Source organism: Clostridium sp., from assembly GCF_030532265.1.
Taxonomy (GTDB): Bacteria; Bacillota; Clostridia; order Clostridiales; family Clostridiaceae; genus Clostridium.
Window position 1 is genome coordinate 24,635 of the sequence record NZ_JAUNLM010000011.1, and the last position, 22,718, is coordinate 47,352.

At 28.0% G+C, this 22,718-nt stretch carries 21 protein-coding genes and 1 other annotated feature; of the genes, 6 read left to right on the forward strand and 15 right to left on the reverse strand.

The window, feature by feature from the left end; genetic code table 11:
• Window positions 1-732 (reverse strand): HAD-IB family hydrolase, encoded by a 732-nt coding sequence (locus Q4E08_RS04375; RefSeq protein ID WP_303128859.1) that lies wholly within the window; start codon window positions 730-732, stop codon window positions 1-3.
• A 206-nt stretch (window positions 733-938) separates the two neighbouring features.
• On the opposite strand from Q4E08_RS04375, the gene Q4E08_RS04380 reads away from it, so the two are divergent.
• The 3 genes from Q4E08_RS04380 to Q4E08_RS04390 are packed head-to-tail and all read left to right on the forward strand — an operon-like array spanning window position 939 to window position 3,102.
• On the forward strand, window positions 939-1,160 hold the full coding sequence (locus tag Q4E08_RS04380; protein WP_303128860.1) for a ferrous iron transport protein A: 222 nt from the start codon (window positions 939-941) through the stop codon (window positions 1,158-1,160).
• A gap of 30 nt (window positions 1,161-1,190) precedes the next feature.
• A complete protein-coding gene (feoB, locus tag Q4E08_RS04385; RefSeq protein ID WP_303128863.1) occupies window positions 1,191-2,954 on the forward strand; it encodes a ferrous iron transport protein B in 1,764 nt (587 codons plus the stop codon).
• A 16-nt stretch (window positions 2,955-2,970) separates the two neighbouring features.
• On the forward strand, window positions 2,971-3,102 hold the full coding sequence (locus tag Q4E08_RS04390; protein WP_303128865.1) for a FeoB-associated Cys-rich membrane protein: 132 nt from the start codon (window positions 2,971-2,973) through the stop codon (window positions 3,100-3,102).
• A 34-nt stretch (window positions 3,103-3,136) separates the two neighbouring features.
• Here the strand turns inward: Q4E08_RS04390 and Q4E08_RS04395 are convergent, their stop codons facing one another.
• Window positions 3,137-4,255 (reverse strand): AI-2E family transporter, encoded by a 1,119-nt coding sequence (locus Q4E08_RS04395; protein WP_303128866.1) that lies wholly within the window; start codon window positions 4,253-4,255, stop codon window positions 3,137-3,139.
• A 190-nt stretch (window positions 4,256-4,445) separates the two neighbouring features.
• On the reverse strand, window positions 4,446-6,140 hold the full coding sequence (argS, locus tag Q4E08_RS04400) for an arginine--tRNA ligase (RefSeq protein WP_303128868.1): 1,695 nt from the start codon (window positions 6,138-6,140) through the stop codon (window positions 4,446-4,448).
• 55 nt (window positions 6,141-6,195) lie between these two features.
• Window positions 6,196-6,420 (reverse strand) — a binding site (T-box leader).
• A gap of 147 nt (window positions 6,421-6,567) precedes the next feature.
• Here argS and Q4E08_RS04405 point away from each other — a divergent pair.
• The gene (locus Q4E08_RS04405) at window positions 6,568-8,079 is read left to right on the forward strand and encodes a Ppx/GppA phosphatase family protein (RefSeq protein WP_303128870.1); all 1,512 of its coding nucleotides are present in this window, start codon (window positions 6,568-6,570) and stop codon (window positions 8,077-8,079) included.
• A 40-nt stretch (window positions 8,080-8,119) separates the two neighbouring features.
• On the opposite strand, the gene Q4E08_RS04410 is transcribed toward Q4E08_RS04405, so the two are convergent.
• Complete coding sequence (locus Q4E08_RS04410) at window positions 8,120-8,764, reverse strand: site-2 protease family protein (RefSeq protein WP_303128871.1); 645 nt, start codon at window positions 8,762-8,764, stop codon at window positions 8,120-8,122.
• Window positions 8,765-8,861: 97 nt separating this feature from the next.
• Window positions 8,862-10,373, reverse strand: a complete 1,512-nt coding sequence (locus Q4E08_RS04415) for an LCP family protein (RefSeq protein ID WP_303128872.1) — start codon at window positions 10,371-10,373, stop codon at window positions 8,862-8,864.
• Between the two features lie 250 nt (window positions 10,374-10,623).
• Here Q4E08_RS04415 and Q4E08_RS04420 point away from each other — a divergent pair, with 250 nt between their 5' ends.
• Entirely contained in the window at window positions 10,624-11,586 is a 963-nt protein-coding gene (locus Q4E08_RS04420; RefSeq protein WP_303128875.1) for a biotin--[acetyl-CoA-carboxylase] ligase, read from the forward strand.
• Between the two features lie 31 nt (window positions 11,587-11,617).
• Here Q4E08_RS04420 and asnA read toward each other — a convergent pair whose 3' ends face one another.
• Together asnA and Q4E08_RS04430 are read right to left on the reverse strand one after the other, a co-directional pair.
• A complete protein-coding gene (gene asnA, locus Q4E08_RS04425; protein ID WP_303128877.1) occupies window positions 11,618-12,631 on the reverse strand; it encodes an aspartate--ammonia ligase in 1,014 nt (337 codons plus the stop codon).
• Between the two features lie 95 nt (window positions 12,632-12,726).
• Window positions 12,727-13,677 carry an L-lactate dehydrogenase gene (locus Q4E08_RS04430; RefSeq protein WP_303128878.1) on the reverse strand — a complete coding sequence of 317 codons (951 nt, stop codon included), beginning with the start codon at window positions 13,675-13,677 and terminating at the stop codon, window positions 12,727-12,729.
• A gap of 204 nt (window positions 13,678-13,881) precedes the next feature.
• On the opposite strand from Q4E08_RS04430, the gene Q4E08_RS04435 reads away from it, so the two are divergent.
• Window positions 13,882-14,496, forward strand: coding sequence for a 3'-5' exonuclease (locus Q4E08_RS04435; protein ID WP_303128879.1), 615 nt, complete (start codon window positions 13,882-13,884; stop codon window positions 14,494-14,496).
• 53 nt (window positions 14,497-14,549) lie between these two features.
• Here the strand turns inward: Q4E08_RS04435 and pflA are convergent, their stop codons facing one another.
• The 8 genes from pflA to Q4E08_RS04475 form a co-directional block, all read right to left on the reverse strand.
• Window positions 14,550-15,257, reverse strand: coding sequence for a pyruvate formate-lyase-activating protein (gene pflA / locus Q4E08_RS04440; protein ID WP_303128880.1), 708 nt, complete (start codon window positions 15,255-15,257; stop codon window positions 14,550-14,552).
• Window positions 15,258-15,381: 124 nt separating this feature from the next.
• Entirely contained in the window at window positions 15,382-17,610 is a 2,229-nt protein-coding gene (pflB, locus tag Q4E08_RS04445; protein ID WP_303128882.1) for a formate C-acetyltransferase, read from the reverse strand.
• A gap of 208 nt (window positions 17,611-17,818) precedes the next feature.
• Window positions 17,819-18,502 carry an orotate phosphoribosyltransferase gene (pyrE, locus tag Q4E08_RS04450; protein ID WP_303128884.1) on the reverse strand — a complete coding sequence of 228 codons (684 nt, stop codon included), beginning with the start codon at window positions 18,500-18,502 and terminating at the stop codon, window positions 17,819-17,821.
• A gap of 29 nt (window positions 18,503-18,531) precedes the next feature.
• The gene (locus Q4E08_RS04455) at window positions 18,532-19,428 is read right to left on the reverse strand and encodes a dihydroorotate dehydrogenase (RefSeq protein WP_303128885.1); all 897 of its coding nucleotides are present in this window, start codon (window positions 19,426-19,428) and stop codon (window positions 18,532-18,534) included.
• Between the two features lie 14 nt (window positions 19,429-19,442).
• The gene (locus tag Q4E08_RS04460; RefSeq protein WP_303128886.1) at window positions 19,443-20,183 is read right to left on the reverse strand and encodes a dihydroorotate dehydrogenase electron transfer subunit; all 741 of its coding nucleotides are present in this window, start codon (window positions 20,181-20,183) and stop codon (window positions 19,443-19,445) included.
• Between the two features lie 11 nt (window positions 20,184-20,194).
• Entirely contained in the window at window positions 20,195-21,067 is an 873-nt protein-coding gene (pyrF, locus tag Q4E08_RS04465) for an orotidine-5'-phosphate decarboxylase (protein ID WP_303128888.1), read from the reverse strand.
• Between the two features lie 13 nt (window positions 21,068-21,080).
• Window positions 21,081-22,277, reverse strand: coding sequence for a dihydroorotase (locus Q4E08_RS04470; RefSeq protein WP_303128889.1), 1,197 nt, complete (start codon window positions 22,275-22,277; stop codon window positions 21,081-21,083).
• 15 nt (window positions 22,278-22,292) lie between these two features.
• Window positions 22,293-22,718, reverse strand: a complete 426-nt coding sequence (locus Q4E08_RS04475) for an aspartate carbamoyltransferase regulatory subunit (RefSeq protein WP_303128893.1) — start codon at window positions 22,716-22,718, stop codon at window positions 22,293-22,295.

The following is a 22,718-nucleotide window of genomic DNA, read 5'->3' on the forward strand; positions in this document are numbered from 1 at the left end:
TTATTCAAATTGTATATTCCCTACATTAAGATTATACGTTACATCTTTTCTTTCTACAATAACATTTATCCTTTCTGATAACTCTTTATCTGATGTAACCTTTCTTAAAAGTTCTTTTGTTGGATTCATACAATATGGATTACCTACTTTACTAAGCATAGTATAGTCTCCTGCAGTATCTCCGTATGCATAACTTTTTTCTAAATCTATATCATATTTTTCTTGTAATTCTCTTATTGCTTTTTCTTTACTTTCACTATCCCACATTGGAATAACATCACCAGTATATTTACCTCTTTTATCTAATGTATATTCTGCTCCTCTATAATCATTAAAACCATGCTTTAATGACATCTCTTTAACTAATTCAATAGGTGAACCAGAAACTGTTATAAGAATATGTCCTTGTTCTTTATGCCACTTAATTCTATCTCTTGTAAAAGTATATACTCTATCACCTTTTTGCTTTATAACTTTTTTAGCTATAAATTCTATCTGATGCTTACTTAATCCTTTTATAGCATCCATATATACATCTATCATTTTTAATAAATATGTATCATAATCTCCCTGTCTTCTATCCCATTTTTCAAAATCTTTTCTAACATCATTATACCATTTTTCAGGTTCAATAATCTCATATCTTATCATCTTCTTAAATACTTCTGTTATTAAACCTTCTCTATATAATGTTCCATCAATATCAAAAAAAGCTGCTATATTTTTAGCCATAATAAGACCTCCTTTTTCTTAAGTTATATATTTCTTTATATTATACATATAATTGTATCTTTTGCAAAACATCTCCTATTAATCATTTATTTTTTGTCTTACCAAAATTTTTATGTATATTATTTTTACATTAAACATTGACTTCTAAATCCATATAATGATATTATAATTATATGATAATGATTTTCATTGCGAGGTGTTATTTTATGGAATTAATAAATTTAAAACCAGGTGAACATGGTATTATAGAAAATATTTTAGGTGATAATAAATTAACAAAAAGATTATTAGCTTTAGGTTGTATAGAAGGAACTGAAGTAACTTTAAAAACTGTTGCTCCTCTTGGCGATCCATTAGTTATTAATTTTAGAGGATTTGATTTAGCTATTAGAAAAAAAGACGCTAAAAACATAATTTTATCAGCTTAATATGGTTTATTGACTTTAGGAGGGACAAACATGAAAACTATAGCATTGCTAGGGAACCCAAATGTCGGTAAAACTACTCTTTTTAATGCACTAACAGGCTCAAAACAATACGTTGGTAACTGGCCAGGTGTTACTGTTGAAAAAAAAGAAGGTTATTTTGATGACTTAAAAATAGTAGATTTACCAGGTATTTATGCAATGGATACTTTTTCTCACGAAGAAAAAGTTGCAAAAAAATTTTTAGAAGAAGATAATGTTGATGTTATATTAAACATTGTAGATGGATCTAATTTATCCAGAAATCTTTATTTAACGACTCAACTTAAGCAATTTAACAAGCCAATTGTACTTGCTATAAATATGATTGATGTAGTTAATAATAAAGGATATGAAATTGATTATAAAATTTTATCAAAAGAATTAGGAGTTACTGTAATACCAATTATAGCTGCTAAAGGTGAAGGTATTGATTTAATAAAAGAAACATTAAATAGTAACGACTTTATAAAAACTACTGATAATTCTAAGTTCAAATTTGAAAATGAAAAAGAAACATATACTTTTATAGAAAATATTTTACATAAATGTGTTAAAAAGAAAGATACAAATAAAAAAGATTTAACTGAAAAATTAGATAAAATATTCTTAAATCCATTTTTAGCTTATCCACTTTTTATATTAATAATGGCGTTCATGTTCCAATTCACATTTTCATGGGTTGGACAACCTATTTCAGATTTGCTAGATGGATTTTTAAATGACTCACTTATTCCATGGTTGCATACAGTTTTAGCTTCTACATCTCCATGGTTCCAATCTTTATTAGTAGACGGAATTGTTGGTGGTGTTGGTGGAATACTAGTTCTTCTTCCAGTAATACTTGCATTATTTATATGTATAACATTTTTAGAAGACAGTGGTTACATGGCAAGAGTTGCTTTCTTAATGGATAAATTCATGAGAAAAATGGGGCTTTCAGGTAAGGCATTTATTCCAATGATAGTTGGATTTGGATGTTCAGTTCCTGCTATAATGTCTGCAAGAACTCTTGAAAGCGAAAAAGATAGAAAACTTACAGCACTTCTTGTACCTCTTATGTCATGTAATGCTAGACTTCCTGTATATGCATTATTTGCTTCAGTATTTTTCACTGAACATAGAGGATTAGTTGTTGCTTCATTATACTTGCTTGGAGTTATTATAGCATTCTTAATTGGTATGCTATTTAAAAATACTATATTTAAAAAAGATGAAGAGCCATTTATAATCGAGTTACCTAATTATAAGGTTCCTCAACTTTCATCAATTGCAAAACAAACTTATGATAAAGGTAAAGGCTTTATAAAGAAAGCTGGTACTATAATTTTTGCTATGAGTGTAGTTATTTGGTTCTTATCAAACTTCAATTTACATGGAATGGTTGAAAGTGTTGATCAAAGTATACTTGAAGCTATAGGTTCATTTATAGCACCAATTTTTGCTCCTTTAGGATTTGGAAATTGGCAATCATCAGTATCATTACTTAGTGGACTTTTAGCAAAAGAAACTGTTGTTTCTTCAATGGAAGTAATATTCAATGGTGACTTAAAGCTTATTTTACCTCAATTCTTTACAGCAATTTCAGCATATTCATTCTTAATATTTACTTTATTATATGTACCTTGTGTATCAACTGTAGGTACTATGAAAAAAGAATATGGTACTAAATTTACTATCTTCTCTGTTATATATCAATTAGTTCTTGCTTGGGTTGTAGCATTTATATTCTACAATGTGGCTTCCCTATTTGTTTAAAGGTAAGGTGATATAAATGGAAATTATTGTAACAATAGGAATTGCAGCTGTAGCTGCATATATAATATATAAAAATGTAAAAAAATCCTCAAAGGGTGAATGTAATTGTGGTTCTTGCCATAAGAAATGCCCTTCTAGGAAAAATTAAAAAAAGCTGCTTATATAAGCAGCTTTTTTATTTTCTATAAGGAATCTATTAAATCATCTACATCTTCATGCTTTGATTTAAACTTATTAACTAATCTATCATAGTATATAGTTATTGTTGCTACTGTTGGTGATGCTAAAAGCATTCCTAAAGCTCCAAAAAATCCGCCTCCAATAGTTACACCAAGTATTATCCAAAAAGGGCCTATACCAACCTTATTACCAACTAATTTAGGCTCTAAATACCAAGCATCAAATTGTTGAACTGCTAATAAAAATATAAATACTATTATAGCTTTCATTGGAGATACAAAAACTTCTACTAAAGCACATACAACCATACCAACAAATGGTCCAAAATAAGGAATCATGTTAGTAAATCCAACAAATATTGCAAGTAATATTGCATATGGAACTTTTATTATCATAAGACCAATAAGAGAAATAAATCCTATTATTGTTGAATCTATTGCTTTTACACCTATATATGTTCCAATCATTTGATTATATGTCTTAAATAAGTTAATTACAGTTATTCCCCATTTTTCTTTTAATACCATGATAACTATTAATTTTATTTGTTTTATAAAGTTTTCTTTATCTAATAACAAGTAAATTGATATTAAAAGTCCAAATCCAATTTGAATTACTCCTGTTGTTATACTTAAAAGAGAACCTACTGCACCTTCCAATGCTGTAATTGCAACTCCACCTACCTTGGATGAAATACTAGTTAAAGTTTTCAATACTCCTGCATCTTGCATAAGTGCATAAAACTTATCATTTTGAAGTGCATTATTAACCCAACCTTGTACAGTATTAACATAGTCAGGTATTTCTTTTGTTATTGATATTATACTATCTACTAAAGCTGGTATTCCGTAAAACCCTATTAAAAAAAGTACAATTAATATACATAAATAAGTAAGTCCTACAGCTGCACCTTTTTTTAATTTTAATTTCTTTTGAAAAAACTTCATTAAAGGATTTAAAATATAGGCAAATATTATTGCATAGAAAAACGGTGCCAATACAGATAATAACTTCTTAAAAATTGATAAATAAACATCATAATTATCAACAATCTTATAACCTATAATAGCTATAATAGCTATTATCAATACATTTTTATATATAGAGTTTCTTCTATTCATCTACTTCACCTCCATTTTTACTAATATTAAATTACTAACATTAAATATTTTAAATTATATCACATTTTATATTTAAAATTCTTAAATAAAAAGAAACTTTACATATATAGAAAACATTATTAAAACTATTTTAAATACTTTTATAAAAAAACTAGGAAACACATAATGAATCCTAGTTTCTTAATATTTATTACATTTTATCTACAACATCTATACCTAATAGAGCTAAGCCATTTTTAATAACTTGTAAACTTGCTTTAACTAAGCTAAGTCTTGCTTTCTTAAGCTCTTCATCTTCTAAATTTAATACTGAATGAGCATTATAGAATTTGTTAAATAATTTCGCTACATCTATTACATATCTTGTAATAACTGATGGTTCAAGTTTTTCTACTGCTGAGTGTATATTTTTCTTAAAGTTTTCTAATGCTTTTATTAATTCAAATTCTTCTTTTGAATTTAATTTACTGTAATCAACATTAGTTAAATCAATATCCCCAGCTCTTTCTAATATACTATTTCCTCTTGCATATGAATATTGAACATATGGACCAGTTTCCCCTTCAAATGAAAGTATTTCTTTCCAATCAAATATAATATCTTTTTCTCTTGAATTTTTAAGATAAGTAAATACAACTGCTCCAATACCAATTTTCTTAGCAACTTCTTCTTTATTTTCTAAATCTGGATTTTTTTCATTTATAACTTCTAAAGTTTTAGCTACAGCTTCATTTAATAATTCATCTAAAAGAATTACTTTACCTTTTCTTGTTGACATTCCACCATCTTTAAACTTAACTAATCCAAAGCCTACATGCACGCAGTCATTAGCCCAATCCTTTCCAGCAAGTTCTAATACTTTAAAGAATTGTTTAAAGTGTAATGCTTGTGGTGTTCCAACTACATATATTGATTTATAGAAGTCATAAGTATTCTTTCTATAGTTTGCAGCTGCTAAGTCTCTTGTTGCATATATAGTAGCTCCATCACCTTTTAATATTATACATGGTGGCATATTATATTCATCAAGCATAACAACTTGAGCTCCATTACTCTCAGTAAGTAAATTTTTATCTCTTAATTCATCGATTATAACTTGCATCTTATCATTATAGAATGCTTCACCTGCTAATGAATCAAATTTTATTCCTAAAAGATCGTATACTCTATTAAACTCTTTTAAGCTTAATTCTCTAAATCTTTCCCAAAGTGCTGTTTCTTCTGGTTCACCATCTTCTAGTCTCTTAAAGTGCATTCTTCCTTCGTCAACTAATGCTGGATTTTTTTCTGCTTCATCATGGAATTTAACATATATTCTTAATAATTCTCCTATTGGATCTTTTTCTAAAGCTTCTTCATCAACCCATCTATTATAAGCAGCTATAAGTTTACCAAACTGAGTACCCCAGTCTCCTAAGTGATTTATTCCAACTACATTGTAGCCTTCTTCTTGGAATAACTTATAAAGTGAATTACCTATTGAAGTTGAAAAAAGGTGTCCTACGTGGAAAGGTTTTGCTATATTTGGTGATGAATATTCAACACATACAGTTTTTCCTTCTCCAATCTTTGAACTTCCATATTTATCGCCTTCTTTTAATACAGTTTCAATTGTAGATTTAGTGAATGCAGCCTTATCTACAAAGAAGTTAACATATGGTCCTAAATTTGTTATTTTTTCAAAACCTTCTTTATCTAAATTTGAAGCTAATTCTTCAGCTATCATATTTGGAGCTTTTCTCATAACCTTTGCTAATTGAAAGCAAGGAAAAGCATAATCTCCCATTTCTGGCTTTGGTGGTGTTTCTATAAGTTTTTTTATTGTTTCTACATCTAAATCTACATGTTTGCTAATTAATTCTGCTATTATTTGTTTGTAATCCATTTTCTAATCCTCCTTAATATTTTCCGTAAAATATAAAAACCGCCTCTTATATAAAATAAGAGACGGAATAATATCATAAATTTCCGCGGTACCACTCTTTTTGCACAAAGTAATGCCACTCTTTTTTGTTAACGCAAATGATTTAAATTTGCGGCACTCCCTACTCATTTCAGGCGCTTCTCCAAGGCTCTCTTCAAGTAATCTATCTATAAGGCTTACACCAAACTCCTTATTCGCTAAAAAGAATTAATTACCCTACTCTCCTCTTCATAGAATTTATATTTTACTTTCTTTCATTATATTATACATATATAATTGTAATAATGTCAACAAATAGTTAAATATTATTATATATAACATATAATAAAAAAATGTTGTATAATGTATACTATATAAATATTTAAATCTTATTTTTAAGGAGTTTATTATGAGAAGAATTGGTGTTATTGAAATAGGCGCTAACTCAGTTACTTTAACATTAAACGAAGTTGAAGACGATGGTTATTTTAGACCGATTGATGAACTAAATACATCAATTAGACTGTGCCAAGATTTAGTATATGGAGATAAGTTATCACCTGATAAATTAAATACTGCTTTATCAACTTTAAGAACATTTAAGTCTATGTGCAAAATATCATGTGCCGAAAAAATAATTGCTATTGCTACTGAAGATTATAGAAATGCTTCAAATAGCTCTATGTTATTTAAATTAATAAAGGATGAATTAGGTATAGATATAACTGTATTAGATATAGAAAAAGAAATATATTTTAATTTCTTAGGTGTTTCAAATACAACTTACTTCGATAATTATCTTTTAGTTGATATAGAAGGATTATCAACTCATTTAGCTTGGGTTAAAGATGGCGAAATTAAAAATTGTTATTCACTTCCTGTAGGTACTTTAAACCTTACATATGAATATGAATTACAAGATAGAATATTAAATAATAATATTGAAAATGCAAAAAGTAAAATTATATCATGCTTAAAAGAATGTACTTGGATTAAATATTGCGATTCCCCTTCTATAGTTGGTGTAGGTGGTACTATTAAATGCCTTAGTAAAATAGACAGGTCTAGAAAACGCTATCCCCTTGATATAGAACATAATTATAATTTAAATGATATAGATGTTCAAGAAATATATAACTTATTAAAATGCAAATGTCTAAAGCAACGTTATCAAGTTTATGGGTTACCTAACGAACGTGCTGATATAATGGTTGCAGGACTTTGTATATTAAATAATATACAAAAGTATAGTGGAATTACAAATCTAGTAACTTCATCTAAAGGACTTAGCGAAGGTATTATGTATAAATATATAGATGAACATTATGACTATGAAAAAGATATGCTTACATTTAGTTTAAAAGGAATAATGAATAAACTTAATATAAATAAAAATCATGCAAAAAATGTTTATAACCTTGCAATGAATTTATTCGAAAATTTAAGACCAATTCATAAACTAAATGATAATTATAAAAAAATATTAAAAACTGCAGCATTATTACATGATTGTGGTATAAGCATAGATTATTATAATCATCATAAGCATAGCTTTTATGTTATATTAAATTCATCTATAAATGGTCTAAGCCATAAAGATTTATTGATAAGTGCTACTGTTGCTGCATCTCATAGAAATAATTCTTATCATATTCCTTATCCACAATTTAGTTCTATTATAAATAGAATAGATATTAATGCAATAGAATATTTAGGTTCTATAATAAAAATTTCTGAAAGTTTAGATAGAAGCTTAGGTGGGGCTGTTAAAGAATTAATCGTAGATATTTTACCTGAAACAGTTGTAATTAAATTAAAATCACCATTAGATTTAGAATTAGAAATTCGACAAGCAATGAGAAGCTCATATTCATTCAAACAAATATATGGAAAAGATTTATCAATTGAAAAAATAGATTAATGAAAAACAGTTAGCAATTAAAACATTGCTAACTGTTTTTTTAAAAAAATAATCCAAATATACTTCCTACAATACTTGATAATAAATTCATTATTAGATTTGCTGGTATTTTAATTATAGGGCCAGCTAAAAATATTACTGCTAAAAATATTACAAATTGATATCTATATATACTATCTGATATTTTATAAAAATGTTTAGGACTTATATCTCTAAGTATACTAAATCCATCTAAACCTGGTAATGGCAATAAATTAAAAACAAATAATATTACATTTATTCCTACTATTTGTGATGCCATACTAAATAAAACTGAAAATAATGTTCCTTCTAATACTCCTGAAGTTCCTAAAATAAATATTAACGTATAAAGGACCATTCCAAAGAATGCTACTATTAAATTTGCAATAGGACCAGCTAAGCTTACCTTCAAATCATCTTTATAATAATTTTTAAAAGCTGATGGATTAACTTGTACAGGTTTAGCCCAACCTATTCCGAAAAATAATATACATAAAGTACCTATAGGATCTAAGTGAGCAATTGGATTTAAAGTAAGTCTCCCCTGAAATCTTGGTGTTTTATCTCCAAGTCTATCTGCCATTTTAGCATGAGCATATTCATGAAAAGTAAATCCTATAAGTATAGCAGGTAACATTAATATTTTACCTAATAAAAATTCCATTTAAAATTCTCCTTTTCCATTTTATAGTATTATAACATAAAACACAGCTTTTAAAAATAAGCTGTGTTTTGTTTATTATAAAGTTATTTTATTAATTTTATATATGTTTTTGTGTATTTGATACTTTATCTGAATTCTGATCGTTTGTTCCATTTCCTAAGCCTGATTCGTTTCCTGAATTAGGCTTATTTCCTGATTCTACATTACTACCTGATCCTGTATTGTTATTATTATTATTATGATTTGTATTATTTCCAGGATTCTTATCTGTATTTGTTTGATTATTACTATTAGTATTACCACTTCCTGAAGTTGAACCACTTGATGGTTTCTTATTTGGAGTTGTTCCGGAATTAGTATTTCCTGAAGTTGAACCACTTGATGGTTTCTTATTTGTATTTGAATTTGTACTTGGCTTTTTGTTGTGATTTATTGAACTATTTGAATTCCCACTTCCACTACCAGTATTATTATTTGGTTTTATTTCTGTTTTTGAATTACTAATAGGTGGAATGTAATCTTCATCTTTTTCTTGAAGTGGTCCATTATCTTTAATATGCTCTTCATTAGCTCCCATATATTGTTCAAGTTTAGATTTCCACTTTTCTATATTATAACTATCTTTTGTTGGCTTTTTATTATTAAATATAAAATCATCCATAATCTTTGAACATTGTTCTTTATCTATAATTAAAACCCAACCTTTATCTTTATAAAGTCCTCCCCATGAAATATCATCACTTACAGGGATTCTTAATTGTTCAAATGTAAGGCTTGGAAACTTAGAAACAGTGTATGCATAATTTAATATCATCGCTGGTTCTATATTTGTTTTTACATATGGTAATAACTCACCCATAACTGATGGATATTTAATAACACTTAAATCCTTAAATTTCTGTGTTACTAAATCTATTACCCTTCTTTGCCTTTCTGTTCTTTCATAGTCCCCATCTCCAACTTTTCTTATTCTAGCATAAGCTAAAGCCTGTTGACCATCTAAATGTTGCATTCCTGGTTTTTCTATTTTTGGAGATTTAACCTTTTCGTATTCTCCAATAAACTTATTTAATTCTTTTATTTCATAATCGTGTACATCTACATCAATACCTCCAACAGCGTTAATTATTGATGTAAAACCATTAAAGTTAACCATTACATATTTATTTAATGATAAATTAAAATTTTCCTTTATTGTCTTCATTAGTAAATCTGGTCCACCAAATGCTAATGCAGCATTTATTTTTTGCTCTCCATGTCCCGGTATGTTTACTAAAGTATCTCTCATAATTGAAGTAAGTTTTAATTTTTTATTATTATTATCAATTGTTGCAATAATAATAGCATCTGCTCTTGCAGCCTCATTTAATTTACGAGCATCAGTTCCTATAAGTAATATATTTGTTATTCCTGGTTGCTCCTCATAAGTCACTTCTTCTCCACTAGTATTTCCTTGATATATATGACCTCTTATATACATATAAGTTCCACCAATACCTAGAATAATAAGAAGAAAGACAATTCCAACTGAAAGCAATATTTTTTTCTTTTTAGGCATTTTCTTTTTTTCAGTAGAATTTGTTTTTTTCTTATCTCCCTTTTGTTGCATATTTTACCTCCCTAATAAATTTAAGAATTTTTATTAAACATAATTTTTATTAAATTAACATTTTGTTAAATTCAGTTAACTAATAACATTATAATAGACTTTTTGACATAAAACCAGTATATTCGAACTTATAAAATTACAAATTCATTACATTTTATATATTTTTATTACATTTTAAGTTATTTTTTATTATTTTGGCCACTTTTTGTCTATAATATAGATTATTAATAAAATTTTCTTGGAGGAAATTATGAAGAAAAAAATATTAGATTTATTAATGTCTAATAATGAATATATGTCTGGTGAATATATAAGTAACCTTTTAGGTGTATCTAGAAATTCTATATGGAAACATATAAATGCTCTAAAAAAAGAAGGCTACTTAATAGATGCTATAAGAAATAAAGGATATAAATTAATAAAATCTCCTGATATATTAGATATTAAAACTATAAATAAGCTACTAGAAACAAATTTTTTAGGTAAGAATTTATTACACTATAAAGAAACGACCTCTACAAATTTAGTTGCAAAAAAACTAATACAAGAAAATTGCAAAGGTGGAACAGTTATTGTAGCTGAAACTCAAACTAATGGTATTGGCAGATTTAATAGAAGTTGGCAATCTCCATTAGGAGGACTTTGGTTCTCAATGATACTTAAACCAAACATCTCTCCAAATGACGGAAATAAAATAACATTAATAGCTGTTGCTTCCATGATAAAAGTTTTAAATAACCTTAATATAAATTGTAAAATAAAATGGCCAAATGATATTTATATAAATAATAAAAAGCTTTGTGGAATATTGACTACAATGAATGCTGATATGGATAAAGTAAATTATATTATAGTTGGACTAGGACTTAATATAAATATTGATAAAAAAGATTTTATAAATGATTTAAATACCGCTACATCTTTATTATTAGAAACAGGTAATGAATTTAATAAATCTGAAATATTAGCATATTTCTTAAATACTTTTGAATACTATTATAATAAATTTGTAGATGATGATGATTTATCTGAAGTAATTTATATATGTAAAAATTATTCTATGCTAATTAATAAAAAGGCAACTTTAATAACATTAAGAAAAGAAGAGACCGTAACATGTCTTGGAATAGATGACTTAGGTGAACTTATAATAAAAGATTCTAAAGGAAACATAAAAAAAGTTTTAAGTGGAGAAATAACATTTAATAAATAAAAAAGATTGCTATAATAGCAATCTTTTTTATTTATAATAAGTCTATTCCATTTTCACTACAAATTCTATAATTTTTATCATCCCAAACTGATGATTGAACTTCACCAATATGCGCTTTTCTTAAAAAGTACATACATATTCTTGACTGTCCAATTCCTCCACCAATAGTTTGAGGTAATTCTCCATTTAATAATGATTTATGGAAATCTAGTTCTTTTCTTTCTTCGCATCCTGCTTCATTTAACTGACGTTCTAAAGACTCTTCATTTACTCTTATTCCCATTGATGATAATTCAATAGCACTATCTAATATATTATTCCAAAATAATATATCACCATTTAATTTCCAATCATCATAATCTGGTGCTCTACCATCATGCTTTTCACCAGAATTTAACTTATCTCCTATTTGCATTATAAAGACTGCCCCTTTATCCTTACATATAGCATTTTCTCTTTCTTTAGGTGATAAATCTTTATACATATCTTCTAATTCTTGTGATGTTACAAAAAATATTTCTTCTGGTAATTCTTCTTCAATGTCTAAAAGATTTTCCTTAACATACTTTTCTGTATCTTTAAATACACTATATATTTTTTTAACTATACCTTTTAAAAAGTCTAAATTTCTATCTTCTTTATTAATTATAAGTTCCCAATCCCATTGGTCTACATAAATTGAATGTATATTATCTAACTCTTCATCTCTTCTTATAGCATTCATATCTGCATATAGACCTTTTCCAACTGGAAATTTATATCTATGTAAGCTCATTCTTTTCCATTTAGCAAGTGAATGTACTATTTCAACATCTTGATTAGTTGCTAAAACATCAAATTTAACTGGTCTTTCTACTCCATTTAAATTATCATTTAATCCTGACTTTACATCAACAAAAAGTGGTGCAGAAACCCTTATTAAATTTAACTTATCAGCTAAATTTTTTTCAAAGAAATCCTTAATACTTTTTATATGTACTTCTGTTTCAATTAGTGTTGTTTTACTTCTATAATCTTCTGGAATTATTACTCCTTCTACTTTCATGAATAGCCCTCCTTTGATTTTAAATATTATTATATACAAAAAAAACAAAAAAATAAAGTACTCTTTTAAATTAAAGAGTACTTTATTGTTAATTTTTAAATGTGACACTTATTTAAGTGTGATTTTAATATTTCAGCAGACTTTTTAAGCTTTTCTTCTTCGGATTTAGCTAAAGGTATTTCTATTATTTCTTTAGCCCCTTTTCTATTAACTATAGTTGGTATAGCTAAATACATATCATCTATTCCATATTGTCCTTCAAACAATGAACCAACTGTTAATATACTATTTTCATCTCTAAATATAGCCTCAACTATTCTGTTTACTGCAAGTGCTACTGCAAAATATGTTGCCTTTTTTCTATTTATTATTTCATAAGCAGCATTTTTAACATCTTCTTCTATTACCTTCTTTGTATCTTCATCCCAAGCAAGATCTGTTTGTTTAGCATAAATATCAAAGTCTTCTCCACCAATTCTTCCATTACTCCAAGTTACAACTTCACTGTCACCATGCTCACCAACTACATAACAATGAATATTGCTGTTATTTACACTAAAATATTTACCTAAAACATACTTTAATCTTGATGTATCTAAAACTGTACCTGAACCAATTACTCTTTCTTTTGGGAATCCTGATAACTTATAAGTTATATAAGTTAATACATCAACTGGATTTGACACTACTAAAAGTATGGCATTTGGACTAAGCTTAGCTAGTTCTGGAACAAACCCTTTAAATATTTTGTAATTTTTATCTATAATATCTAATCTAGTTTCTCCTTCTTTTGGTCCAACTCCTGCAGTAATTATAACTATATCTGAATTTTTTGTTTCTTCTAATGAACCTGCATATATATTAACTGGCTTAACAAAGGATGTACCATGAACTAAATCCATTACTTCTCCCATTGCCTTATCCATATTTATATCATAAATACAAATATCTGTTGCTATACCACTATTCATTAGTGCATATGCTGTTGTAGCTCCTACAAATCCAGCTCCGATTATAGATACTTTTCTTTTTCCTTCTACTAGCATGTTTTATCACTCCTAATTAATTTATATTTAATCTCATATTATCTTTCTCTTTTTCTACTCTTTATATTCCATATTATACTATAATTAATAATCACTTTCAATTAATTCTTAGTATTTTAATATGATTTATTTTTTATTTTATTGTTAATAGATATGTTATATAATAATTATTATACTCAAAGAGACTTAGGAGGATATCTTAAAATGAAACTGTTATTTTTCGATACAGAAACAACTAGCATACGCCCAGGACATATATGTCAGCTAAGCTATATAATCGTTGATACAAGTACAAAACCTCAAAAAACAGAAGGTAAAAACTTTTTCTTTACAGTAGATGAAATGGATCCAAATGCAGAAGCAGTTCATGGTTTTTCTTTAGAAAAATTATATGAACTATCAAATGGAATGTATTTTGAAGATGTTGTTGGAGAGTTTATAGATGATTTTATGGATGCTGACTTTGTAATAGGCCATAATGTTAATTTCGATGTAAAATTTTTACACAGCGAGCTTATATTTTTAGGTGCTAATTATGAACCTAAAAGAACGTTCTGCACAATGGATTATTATAGAGATATATGTAAAATTTTAAAACCTAATGGAACATATAAAAATCCAAAACTTGAAGAGGTTATTTCTTACTTAAATATAACAAAAGATCAAATAGAATCTAAAGCTAAACAACTATTTGGAGGAAGTGGAGACTATCATGATGCTAGATTTGATACAGCAGCAACTTATTTAGTAGTTATTGAAGGGTTAAAGAAAAAACTTATTCCTCATGGTTATTTTACTAAAATAGCAAATTCTAATTAATAAAATTTAAAGGTATATAGTAATATTTGTATTTCTATATACCTTTAACTAATTTATTCATTTATTATATCATAATATTTTTTTATTAATTCTTTATCCATTGCTTCTACACCTTCTAATGGATATTTAATATTAAGTTTCTCATACTTATTTACTCCAAGTAAGTGATAAGGTAAAAGCTCTACTTTTTCAACATTATTAAATTCTTTAATAAATTCTTTAAATCGTCTTATATGTTCTTCTCCATCAGTAAGTCCAGGTACAACTACATGTCTTAACCATATTTTTGTTCTATTTCTTTTCATGGCTTCTATAAACTTAAGTGACTCGTCTATATTAACTAATGTTACATTTTTATATCCTTCCTCAGTAATATCTTTTACATCAAAAAGAACTAAATCAGTATATTTTAATATCTCATCATACATTCCAATACCAGATCCTGCAGTATCAATACATGTATGAATACCTTCTTTCTTACAAAGTTTTAAGGCTTCTATTAGAAATTCTGGTTGTCTTAAAGGTTCTCCCCCTGAAAAAGTTACTCCACCATTTGATGTATCAAAATATGCTTTATACCTTTTTATCTTTTTAACTAATTCTTCTGGTGTAACCTTTTCTCCTACTCCATATTCCCAAGTATCAGGATTATGACAATACTTACATCTTAATGAACATCCTTGCATAAATACAACAACTCTTATTCCTGGTCCATCAACAAGCCCCATAGTTTCCATTGAGTGAATTAATCCTGTTGTCATTATGTGTACCTCCTAATTTATAATTTTAAATAAACAATTTATTATACTAACTTATTTATTTAAAATTATAATACATATCCTCTGCTAAATATATTAGCAGAGGATACTTTTAAGTTAAATTACATTACATTTTTGAATGGAATGTTCTGTTTATAACATCTAATTGTTGCTCTCTAGTAAGCTTAATGAAGTTTACAGCATATCCTGATACTCTTATAGTTAATTGTGGATACTCTTCTGGTCTTTCCATTGCATCTAATAAAGTTTCTCTATTAAATACATTAACATTTAAGTGATGAGCTCTTTGTCCAAAATATCCATCCATTAAGTTACTTAAATTTGATATTCTTTCTTCAGGTGATTTTCCTAAAGCATCTGGAATTATTGAGAAAGTATTTGAAATTCCATCTTGTGAATGCTCATATGGAAGTTTAGCAACTGAATTTAATGATGCAAGTGATCCACTTGAATCTCTTCCATGCATTGGATTAGCTCCTGGTGCAAATGGCTCACCAGCTTTTCTTCCACATGGAGTTGTACCTGTTTTCTTACCATATACTACGTTTGATGTTATAGTTAAAATTGATTGAGTGTGATATGCATTTCTATAAGTTTTGTTCTTTCTGATTTTATCCATCATATTCTTAACAAGATATACAGCTATTTCATCAACTCTATCATCATCATTACCGTATTTAGGGAAATCTCCTTCAACTTCAAAATCTACAGCTATTCCTTCTTCATTTCTTATTGGTTTTACCTTAGCATATTTAATAGCTGACAATGAATCAGCACATACTGATAAACCAGCTATACCACAAGCCATTGTTCTAAATACATCTCTGTCATGTAAAGCCATTTGTAATGATTCATATGAATACTTATCATGCATATAGTGAATACAATTTAATGTATTTACATAAAGATTTGCAAGCCACTCTGTCATTACATCAAACTTTTCCATTACTTCATTATAATCTAAATATTCACTAGTTATTGGCTCTAATTTAGGTCCTACTTGTACTCCTGATTTCTCATCTTTACCTCCATTTATTGTGTAAAGTAAAGTCTTAGCTAAGTTAACTCTAGCACCAAAGAATTGCATTTGCTTTCCAACTCTCATTGCTGATACACAACAAGCTATAGCATAATCATCTCCCCAATACTCTCTCATTAAATCATCATTTTCATATTGCACTGAACTTGTATCAATTGAAACTTTTGAACAGAAATCTTTAAAGTTTTGTGGTAGTTTAGTTGACCATAAAACTGTTAAATTTGGCTCTGGTGATGGTCCTAAAGTATAAAGTGTATTAAGTACTCTAAATGAGTTTTTAGTAACTAATGTTCTTCCATCTATACCCATACCTGCAATTGATTCAGTAACCCAAGTTGGATCTCCTGAAAATAAATCATTATATTCTGGAGTTCTTAGGAACTTAACTAATCTTAGCTTCATAACGAAATGATCCATAATCTCTTGAGCTTCTTCTTCTGTTATAACTCCTGAGTTTAAATCTCTTTCTATATATATATCTAAAAATGTTGATGTTCTTCCAAGTGACATTGCTGCACCATTTTGTTGCTTAATTGCTGCTAAGTATCCAAAGTATAACCATTGAACAGCTTCTCTTGCATTACTAGCTGGTACTGATATGTCTAATCCATAACTTAAAGCCATAGATTTAAGCTCTTTTAATGCATTTATTTGATCTGTTATTTCTTCTCTTAGTTGAATAATATCAGAATCAATTGTTCCTACTTCTAAACTCTTTTTTTGTTCTAGCTTGTCTTCTATTAATCTATCAACACCGTATAGCGCAACTCTTCTGTAATCCCCTATAATTCTTCCTCTACCATAAGCATCTGGAAGTCCAGTAACTATACCATATTTTCTAGCTAATTTCATTTCATCTGTATATACATCAAACACACCTTGATTATGTGTCTTTCTATACTTTGTAAATATTTCAGATATTTTTGGATCTACTTCATATCCATAAGCTTTAGCTGCATTTTCAGCCATTCTTATACCACCTTGTGGCATAACAGCTCTTTTAAGAGGAGAATCTGTTTGTACTCCAACAATCTTTTCGATTGCTTTATCTATATATCCTGGCTCGTAAGCATCGATACCTGATACTGTTTTAGTGTCAACGTCTAAAACCCCATTTTCTCTTTCTTTTTTAAATAATTCACTAACTTCATTCCATAATTTTTTAGTATTTTCTGTAGCTCCTGCTAAGAATGAAGAATCTCCTTCATATGGAGTGTAGTTATTTTGTATGAAATTTCTAACGTCTATTTGTTCTTTCCAGCTTCCATCTTTAAAGCCTTCCCATTGATTAAACACTATACGTCGCCTCCCTTTCAATTAATAATATATTTAGATTATATATGATAAAAATTTAACAGTCAATAATTATTTTCAACTGATATAAATTCTCACAATATATTTCTTCTTCCACTTATTATTTTAAATTAAAAAGGACTAAATGTAAATTTTTTTTTAACATAAAGTCCTTTTGATTAACAAATTTTAGTATTTTGTTATTTATTATTTATTTTTTATTATTAGCGCCATACTTCTTATAATAATCATTTATTCGTTCTAACATCTCATCATCAATTAATATATTTCCATTTATCTCTCTATTATATAAATATTTTATAACTTCCTCCATAGTAACTATTGCACATGTTTTAAAATTAAATTTTTCTCTAATCTCTTTTAAAGCAGATGATTCTCCTTGCCCTCTTTCCATTCTGTCTACAGAAATTATAAGTCCCTCTACTTTTATATTACCTTGTTCCTTTAAAATAGGCATTGTTTCATATATTGATGTACCTGCTGTTGTTACATCTTCTACTATTAAAACTTTATCTCCATCTTTTAATTTTGCTCCAAGAAGTATTCCCTTATCTCCATGATCTTTCACTTCTTTTCTATTTGAACAATAATCTACGTCTATATTGTAAAGCTCTGATAAAGCTATTGATGTTGTTACTGTTAAAGGAATTCCTTTATAAGCAGGTCCAAATAAAACAGTATAATCATTATCAAAATTTTCCTTTATAGCCTTTGCATAAAACTCTCCAAGTCGTTTTAATTGACTTCCTTTTTTATAGTTTCCAGTGTTAACAAAAAATGGAGTTTTTCTTCCGCTTTTAGTTACAAAATCTCCAAAAGTAAGCACACCGCACTCTACCATAAATTCAATAAACTCTTTTTTATATTCTTTCATATTGAAAACCTCCAAAATTTCGTTAATTTTTAGACAATTCCGATAATTTCATTTATATCCTTTATACCTTCTTTTAAAAGAAAATCTTCTATTCCTTGAACTATTTCTTTTCCAGCTAATGGATTATTAAAATTAACCGTTCCTATTTGTATGGCCCTTGCACCAGCCATCATAAATTCTATCGCATCCTCTGCAGTACTTATTCCACCAAGCCCTATAACAGGTATATTTACAGCTTTTGATACTTCATGAACCATTCTTAAAGCTATTGGCTTTACTGCTGGTCCTGAAAGTCCTGCATATATATTATCAAATACAGGCTTTCTCTTATTTATATCAATAGCCATACCTTTTATAGTATTTATTAATGAAATAGAATCTGCACCTGCTTTTTCACATTGCAAAGCCATATCCACTATATTTTCAGCATTTGGAGATAGTTTAACCATTAAAGGCTTATTTGTTATCTTTTTTATTTTATCCACAACTTCAAATGCTACATTAGATTTTATTCCAAATGCCATCCCACCAGATTTTACATTAGGACATGATATATTAAGTTCTATCATATCTATATCAGTTTCATTTAACTTGCTTACTGCTGTTTCATAGTCTTCTATACAACCGCCACCAACATTTGCAATTATATTTGTATTTAATTTTTTCATATCTTTTAATTCATACTCTATGAAATGATCTACTCCAGGATTTTGAAGACCAACTGAATTCATCATTCCACCTTTTGTTTCATAAACTCTTATTCCAGTATTTCCATCCTTTTTCCTTAAAGTTAAACCCTTAGTGGATATCCCCCCCAAAATACTAACATCATAAAAGTTATTGTACTCTTGTCCAAATCCAAATGTACCTGAGGCTGCTATAACAGGATTTTTAAAATCTACTCCATTTATATTTACATTCAACATAATGATTTTCCTCCTTAAAGCTCCACATAATATCCATCAAAGACAGGACCATCTTTACAAGTTCTTTTATGACCATCTTTCGTTTTACAAGTGCAAACAAGACATGCCCCAACTCCACAGGCCATATGTTTTTCCATTGATACATATACTTTAATACCTGCATCTTTACATAATTCTATAACCTTTTTCATCATTATTTCAGGACCACAGCATAATACTACATCATATTTTTTAGCATCTAAAATATCCGTTACAACCCCTTTTATCCCATGCTTTCCTGTATTAGTTGCTAAATTTATATTATCAACATACTTTTCAAAATCATTTATTAAGTATACTTCATCTCTAAATCCTGCATATAAATCTATAACTTCACTATTTCCATTTTGTTTTAATTCCTTAGCAACTTGAAGCATAGGTGCTATTCCTATTCCTCCCGTAACTAATGCAACTTTTCCAAGCTTTTCATTTACATTGAATCCATTTCCAAGGGGACCTGTAATATTTATTTCTTCATTCTTTTTTAATTTACTTATTTCTTTTGTTCCCTTTCCAACTACTGAATAAAGAAAAGTTAAATTATTTTCACTCTTTTCACATATACTTATAGGTCTTGGAAGTAATGCACAGTCAACCTTAAGCATATAGAATTGACCACATTTTATATCTTGGTTTTCTTCTATTACTAATTTAAATATCCCTTTTGATATTTCATCATTGCTTATTACTTTAGCTTTTTTGTAGTTTATGCCCATTAAATTTCCTCCTATCTGTTGCAAGCTAATCTTATCTCATCTCTCATTTTCATCGCTTCTTCTCTTGCACATTTAGCAAAATTTCTTTCATCTTCACCTTTATTTTTGTATGCTAAAAGAATTCCTCTTGATGAATTTACAACTCCTCCATTACCATTATTTAAATACATGGCAACATCTTTAGCTTTTCCACCTTGTGCTCCATATCCCGGTATTAAAAAGAACATATCTTTTAGATTTTCTCTAATTTTTGCACCTTCTTCTATATGAGTACAACCTATAACTCCTCCTATAGGTGTATATCCACATTCTCCTTTAAAAGGCTCTCCTAATTGTAAGACTTTTTCTCCAACTATATCATAAACATTTCTTCCTGATTTAGCTTTTATATACTCTATATCAAATGCTCCCTCATTAGAAGTTCTTACTAAACTAAATATACCTTTGTTTCCACTTTCTATATATGGAATATATGGTGCTATACTATCCATTCCCATATAAGGATTTAATGTTATAAAGTCTGCTTCAAAATCTCCTTCAAAATGAGCTTTGGCATACATTTTTGCTGTTGCTGCTATATCCCCTCTTTTTATATCTGCAATTATTATCTCATCTAAACTTCTAAGATATTCTAATGTTTCTTTGTATGCTTTTAAACCTTCTATACCTAAAGCTTCATAATATGCTATTTGAACTTTAAAGCATGCAACAACATCTCTTGTTGAATCTATGATAGCTTTATTAAATTCAACAATCGCCTCTTTATCACTTTTCCCTTCTCTTATAAATGATGGTATATAATCAAGTGCTGTATCAAGCCCAACACAAACTACTCCTCTTTCTAAAACTCTATCATATAATTTATCTATAATCTTACTTTTCATAATTTGACCCTCACTACTTTTTATATAAAACTTTTCCACCTTTTATAGTCATTACAACTTCTCCATAAAAATTCATTCCTTCAAATGGAGTATTTTTCCCCTTTGATTGAAAGTCATCTGAATTTACTACTATCTCTTTATTTAAATCTAATAAAACAACATCTCCATCTAATCCTATACTAATATTTCCTTTATTCATCCCTAAAATATTAGCTGGATTTCTTGACATCATTTCTGATAACTTGTTTATCGAAATAATTCCATCCTTAACTAATTTTGTATAACATATAGGAAATGCAGTTTCAAGCCCTACCATTCCTGGAGATCCATTTTCCTTATCTTTCTTTGTATGCGGTGCATGATCTGTACCTATACAATCAACATCTCCATGCTTTATAGCCTTTAATAAAAATTCTACATCTTCATGTTCTCTTATAGGTGGATTAACTCTATAATTATTTACATCATTAGTAAGCGCTATATGATGTGGTGTTACCTCGCAAGTTACATTCACACCTTCACATTTTCCATCAATTATATACTTCATAGCTTCTTTTGTACTTACATGAGCCATATGAAGTTTTGCACCTGTAACTTTTGCTAATGTTATATCTCTCCAAGTCATCATATTCTCAGCAAGTCTCATATCTATATCTGAAAATTCACCTGATTCTGCGTGAGACATAACTACCCAATTATTTTCTTTTGCAATTTTCATAGCTTCCATCATAACTCTCGAATCTGACACTCCAACACCATCATCTGAGATAGCCTTCACTCTATCATCATTTTTAAAACACTCTAGATGTGATATTGTTTTGCCATCAAAATTTTTTGTTATAGTTACACATTGATGTAAGTCTATAAGATTTAAAGTTTTTTCTTTATCTTTTACATAATCTAATACTTCTTTAGTAGAACATACAGGATTTGTATTTCCCATAAGGCAAACCCCTGTATATCCTCCTCTCAATGCAGCCTTTGATCCAGTTTCTAAATCTTCTTTATAAGTAAGTCCTGGATCTCTAAAATGTGCATGTGTATCTATAAACGCTGGCATTAATGTTAATTCTTTAGCATCAATAACTTCTACTCCATCTATATTTATTTCTGTTCCTATTTCCTTTATTTTCCCTTTTTCTATATAAATATCTCCATAAAAGTTTTGACATGAATCTATTATATTTGCATTTTTTATTAATATATTCAAATTAAACACCTCATCTTATTTAAGTGTCATTATATGATCACAATATTCACATTTATAAGTAGCTTCGCTTCTATCTACTAAATTGAATATTTGAGGGACATACTTTTCATCACTTGTTATACATCTTACATTATCACAAGTTATTATTCCTTCAACTGTTTGAGGTAATTCTGGTATTATCTTATTAACTATTTTTTCATTTCTAATTTCATTTACTGTAACATTAGGAGAAAGCATAGCTAAAACTTCGTAATTTATTTTTTCTATATCTTCAATCTTTATAATATCTTTTTTTCCTGATCTATTACTTGGGACATTCATTATTAAGGCTACACTTAAATCTGATTTTTCTAGGTTTAAATGATTAAATATTTTAATTCCAACTCCAGCTTTTATGTGATCTATAACTAATCCATTTTTTATACTTGTAATTTCTAACAT

Coding starts and splice junctions, on each gene's coding strand:
- Q4E08_RS04410 (WP_303128871.1), bottom strand. CDS start 8,764: ATGGAATTTTTATTAGGTAAAATATTAATGTTACCTGCTATACTTATA.
- asnA (WP_303128877.1), bottom strand. CDS start 12,631: ATGAAAGTAGAAGGAGTAATAATTCCAGAAGATTATAGAAGTAAAACA.
- Q4E08_RS04405 (WP_303128870.1), top strand. CDS start 6,568: ATGAGAAGAATTGGTGTTATTGAAATAGGCGCTAACTCAGTTACTTTA.
- Q4E08_RS04415 (WP_303128872.1), bottom strand. CDS start 10,373: ATGCAACAAAAGGGAGATAAGAAAAAAACAAATTCTACTGAAAAAAAG.
- argS (WP_303128868.1), bottom strand. CDS start 6,140: ATGGATTACAAACAAATAATAGCAGAATTAATTAGCAAACATGTAGAT.
- Q4E08_RS04430 (WP_303128878.1), bottom strand. CDS start 13,677: ATGCTAGTAGAAGGAAAAAGAAAAGTATCTATAATCGGAGCTGGATTT.
- Q4E08_RS04395 (WP_303128866.1), bottom strand. CDS start 4,255: ATGAATAGAAGAAACTCTATATATAAAAATGTATTGATAATAGCTATT.
- pyrF (WP_303128888.1), bottom strand. CDS start 21,067: ATGAAAAGTAAGATTATAGATAAATTATATGATAGAGTTTTAGAAAGA.
- Q4E08_RS04475 (WP_303128893.1), bottom strand. CDS start 22,718: ATGTTAGAAATTACAAGTATAAAAAATGGATTAGTTATAGATCACATA.
- pyrE (WP_303128884.1), bottom strand. CDS start 18,502: ATGAAAGAATATAAAAAAGAGTTTATTGAATTTATGGTAGAGTGCGGT.
- Q4E08_RS04455 (WP_303128885.1), bottom strand. CDS start 19,428: ATGTTGAATGTAAATATAAATGGAGTAGATTTTAAAAATCCTGTTATA.
- Q4E08_RS04380 (WP_303128860.1), top strand. CDS start 939: ATGGAATTAATAAATTTAAAACCAGGTGAACATGGTATTATAGAAAAT.
- Q4E08_RS04390 (WP_303128865.1), top strand. CDS start 2,971: ATGGAAATTATTGTAACAATAGGAATTGCAGCTGTAGCTGCATATATA.
- Q4E08_RS04460 (WP_303128886.1), bottom strand. CDS start 20,183: ATGGGCATAAACTACAAAAAAGCTAAAGTAATAAGCAATGATGAAATA.
- feoB (WP_303128863.1), top strand. CDS start 1,191: ATGAAAACTATAGCATTGCTAGGGAACCCAAATGTCGGTAAAACTACT.
- Q4E08_RS04435 (WP_303128879.1), top strand. CDS start 13,882: ATGAAACTGTTATTTTTCGATACAGAAACAACTAGCATACGCCCAGGA.
- Q4E08_RS04375 (WP_303128859.1), bottom strand. CDS start 732: ATGGCTAAAAATATAGCAGCTTTTTTTGATATTGATGGAACATTATAT.
- Q4E08_RS04420 (WP_303128875.1), top strand. CDS start 10,624: ATGAAGAAAAAAATATTAGATTTATTAATGTCTAATAATGAATATATG.
- pflA (WP_303128880.1), bottom strand. CDS start 15,257: ATGACAACAGGATTAATTCACTCAATGGAAACTATGGGGCTTGTTGAT.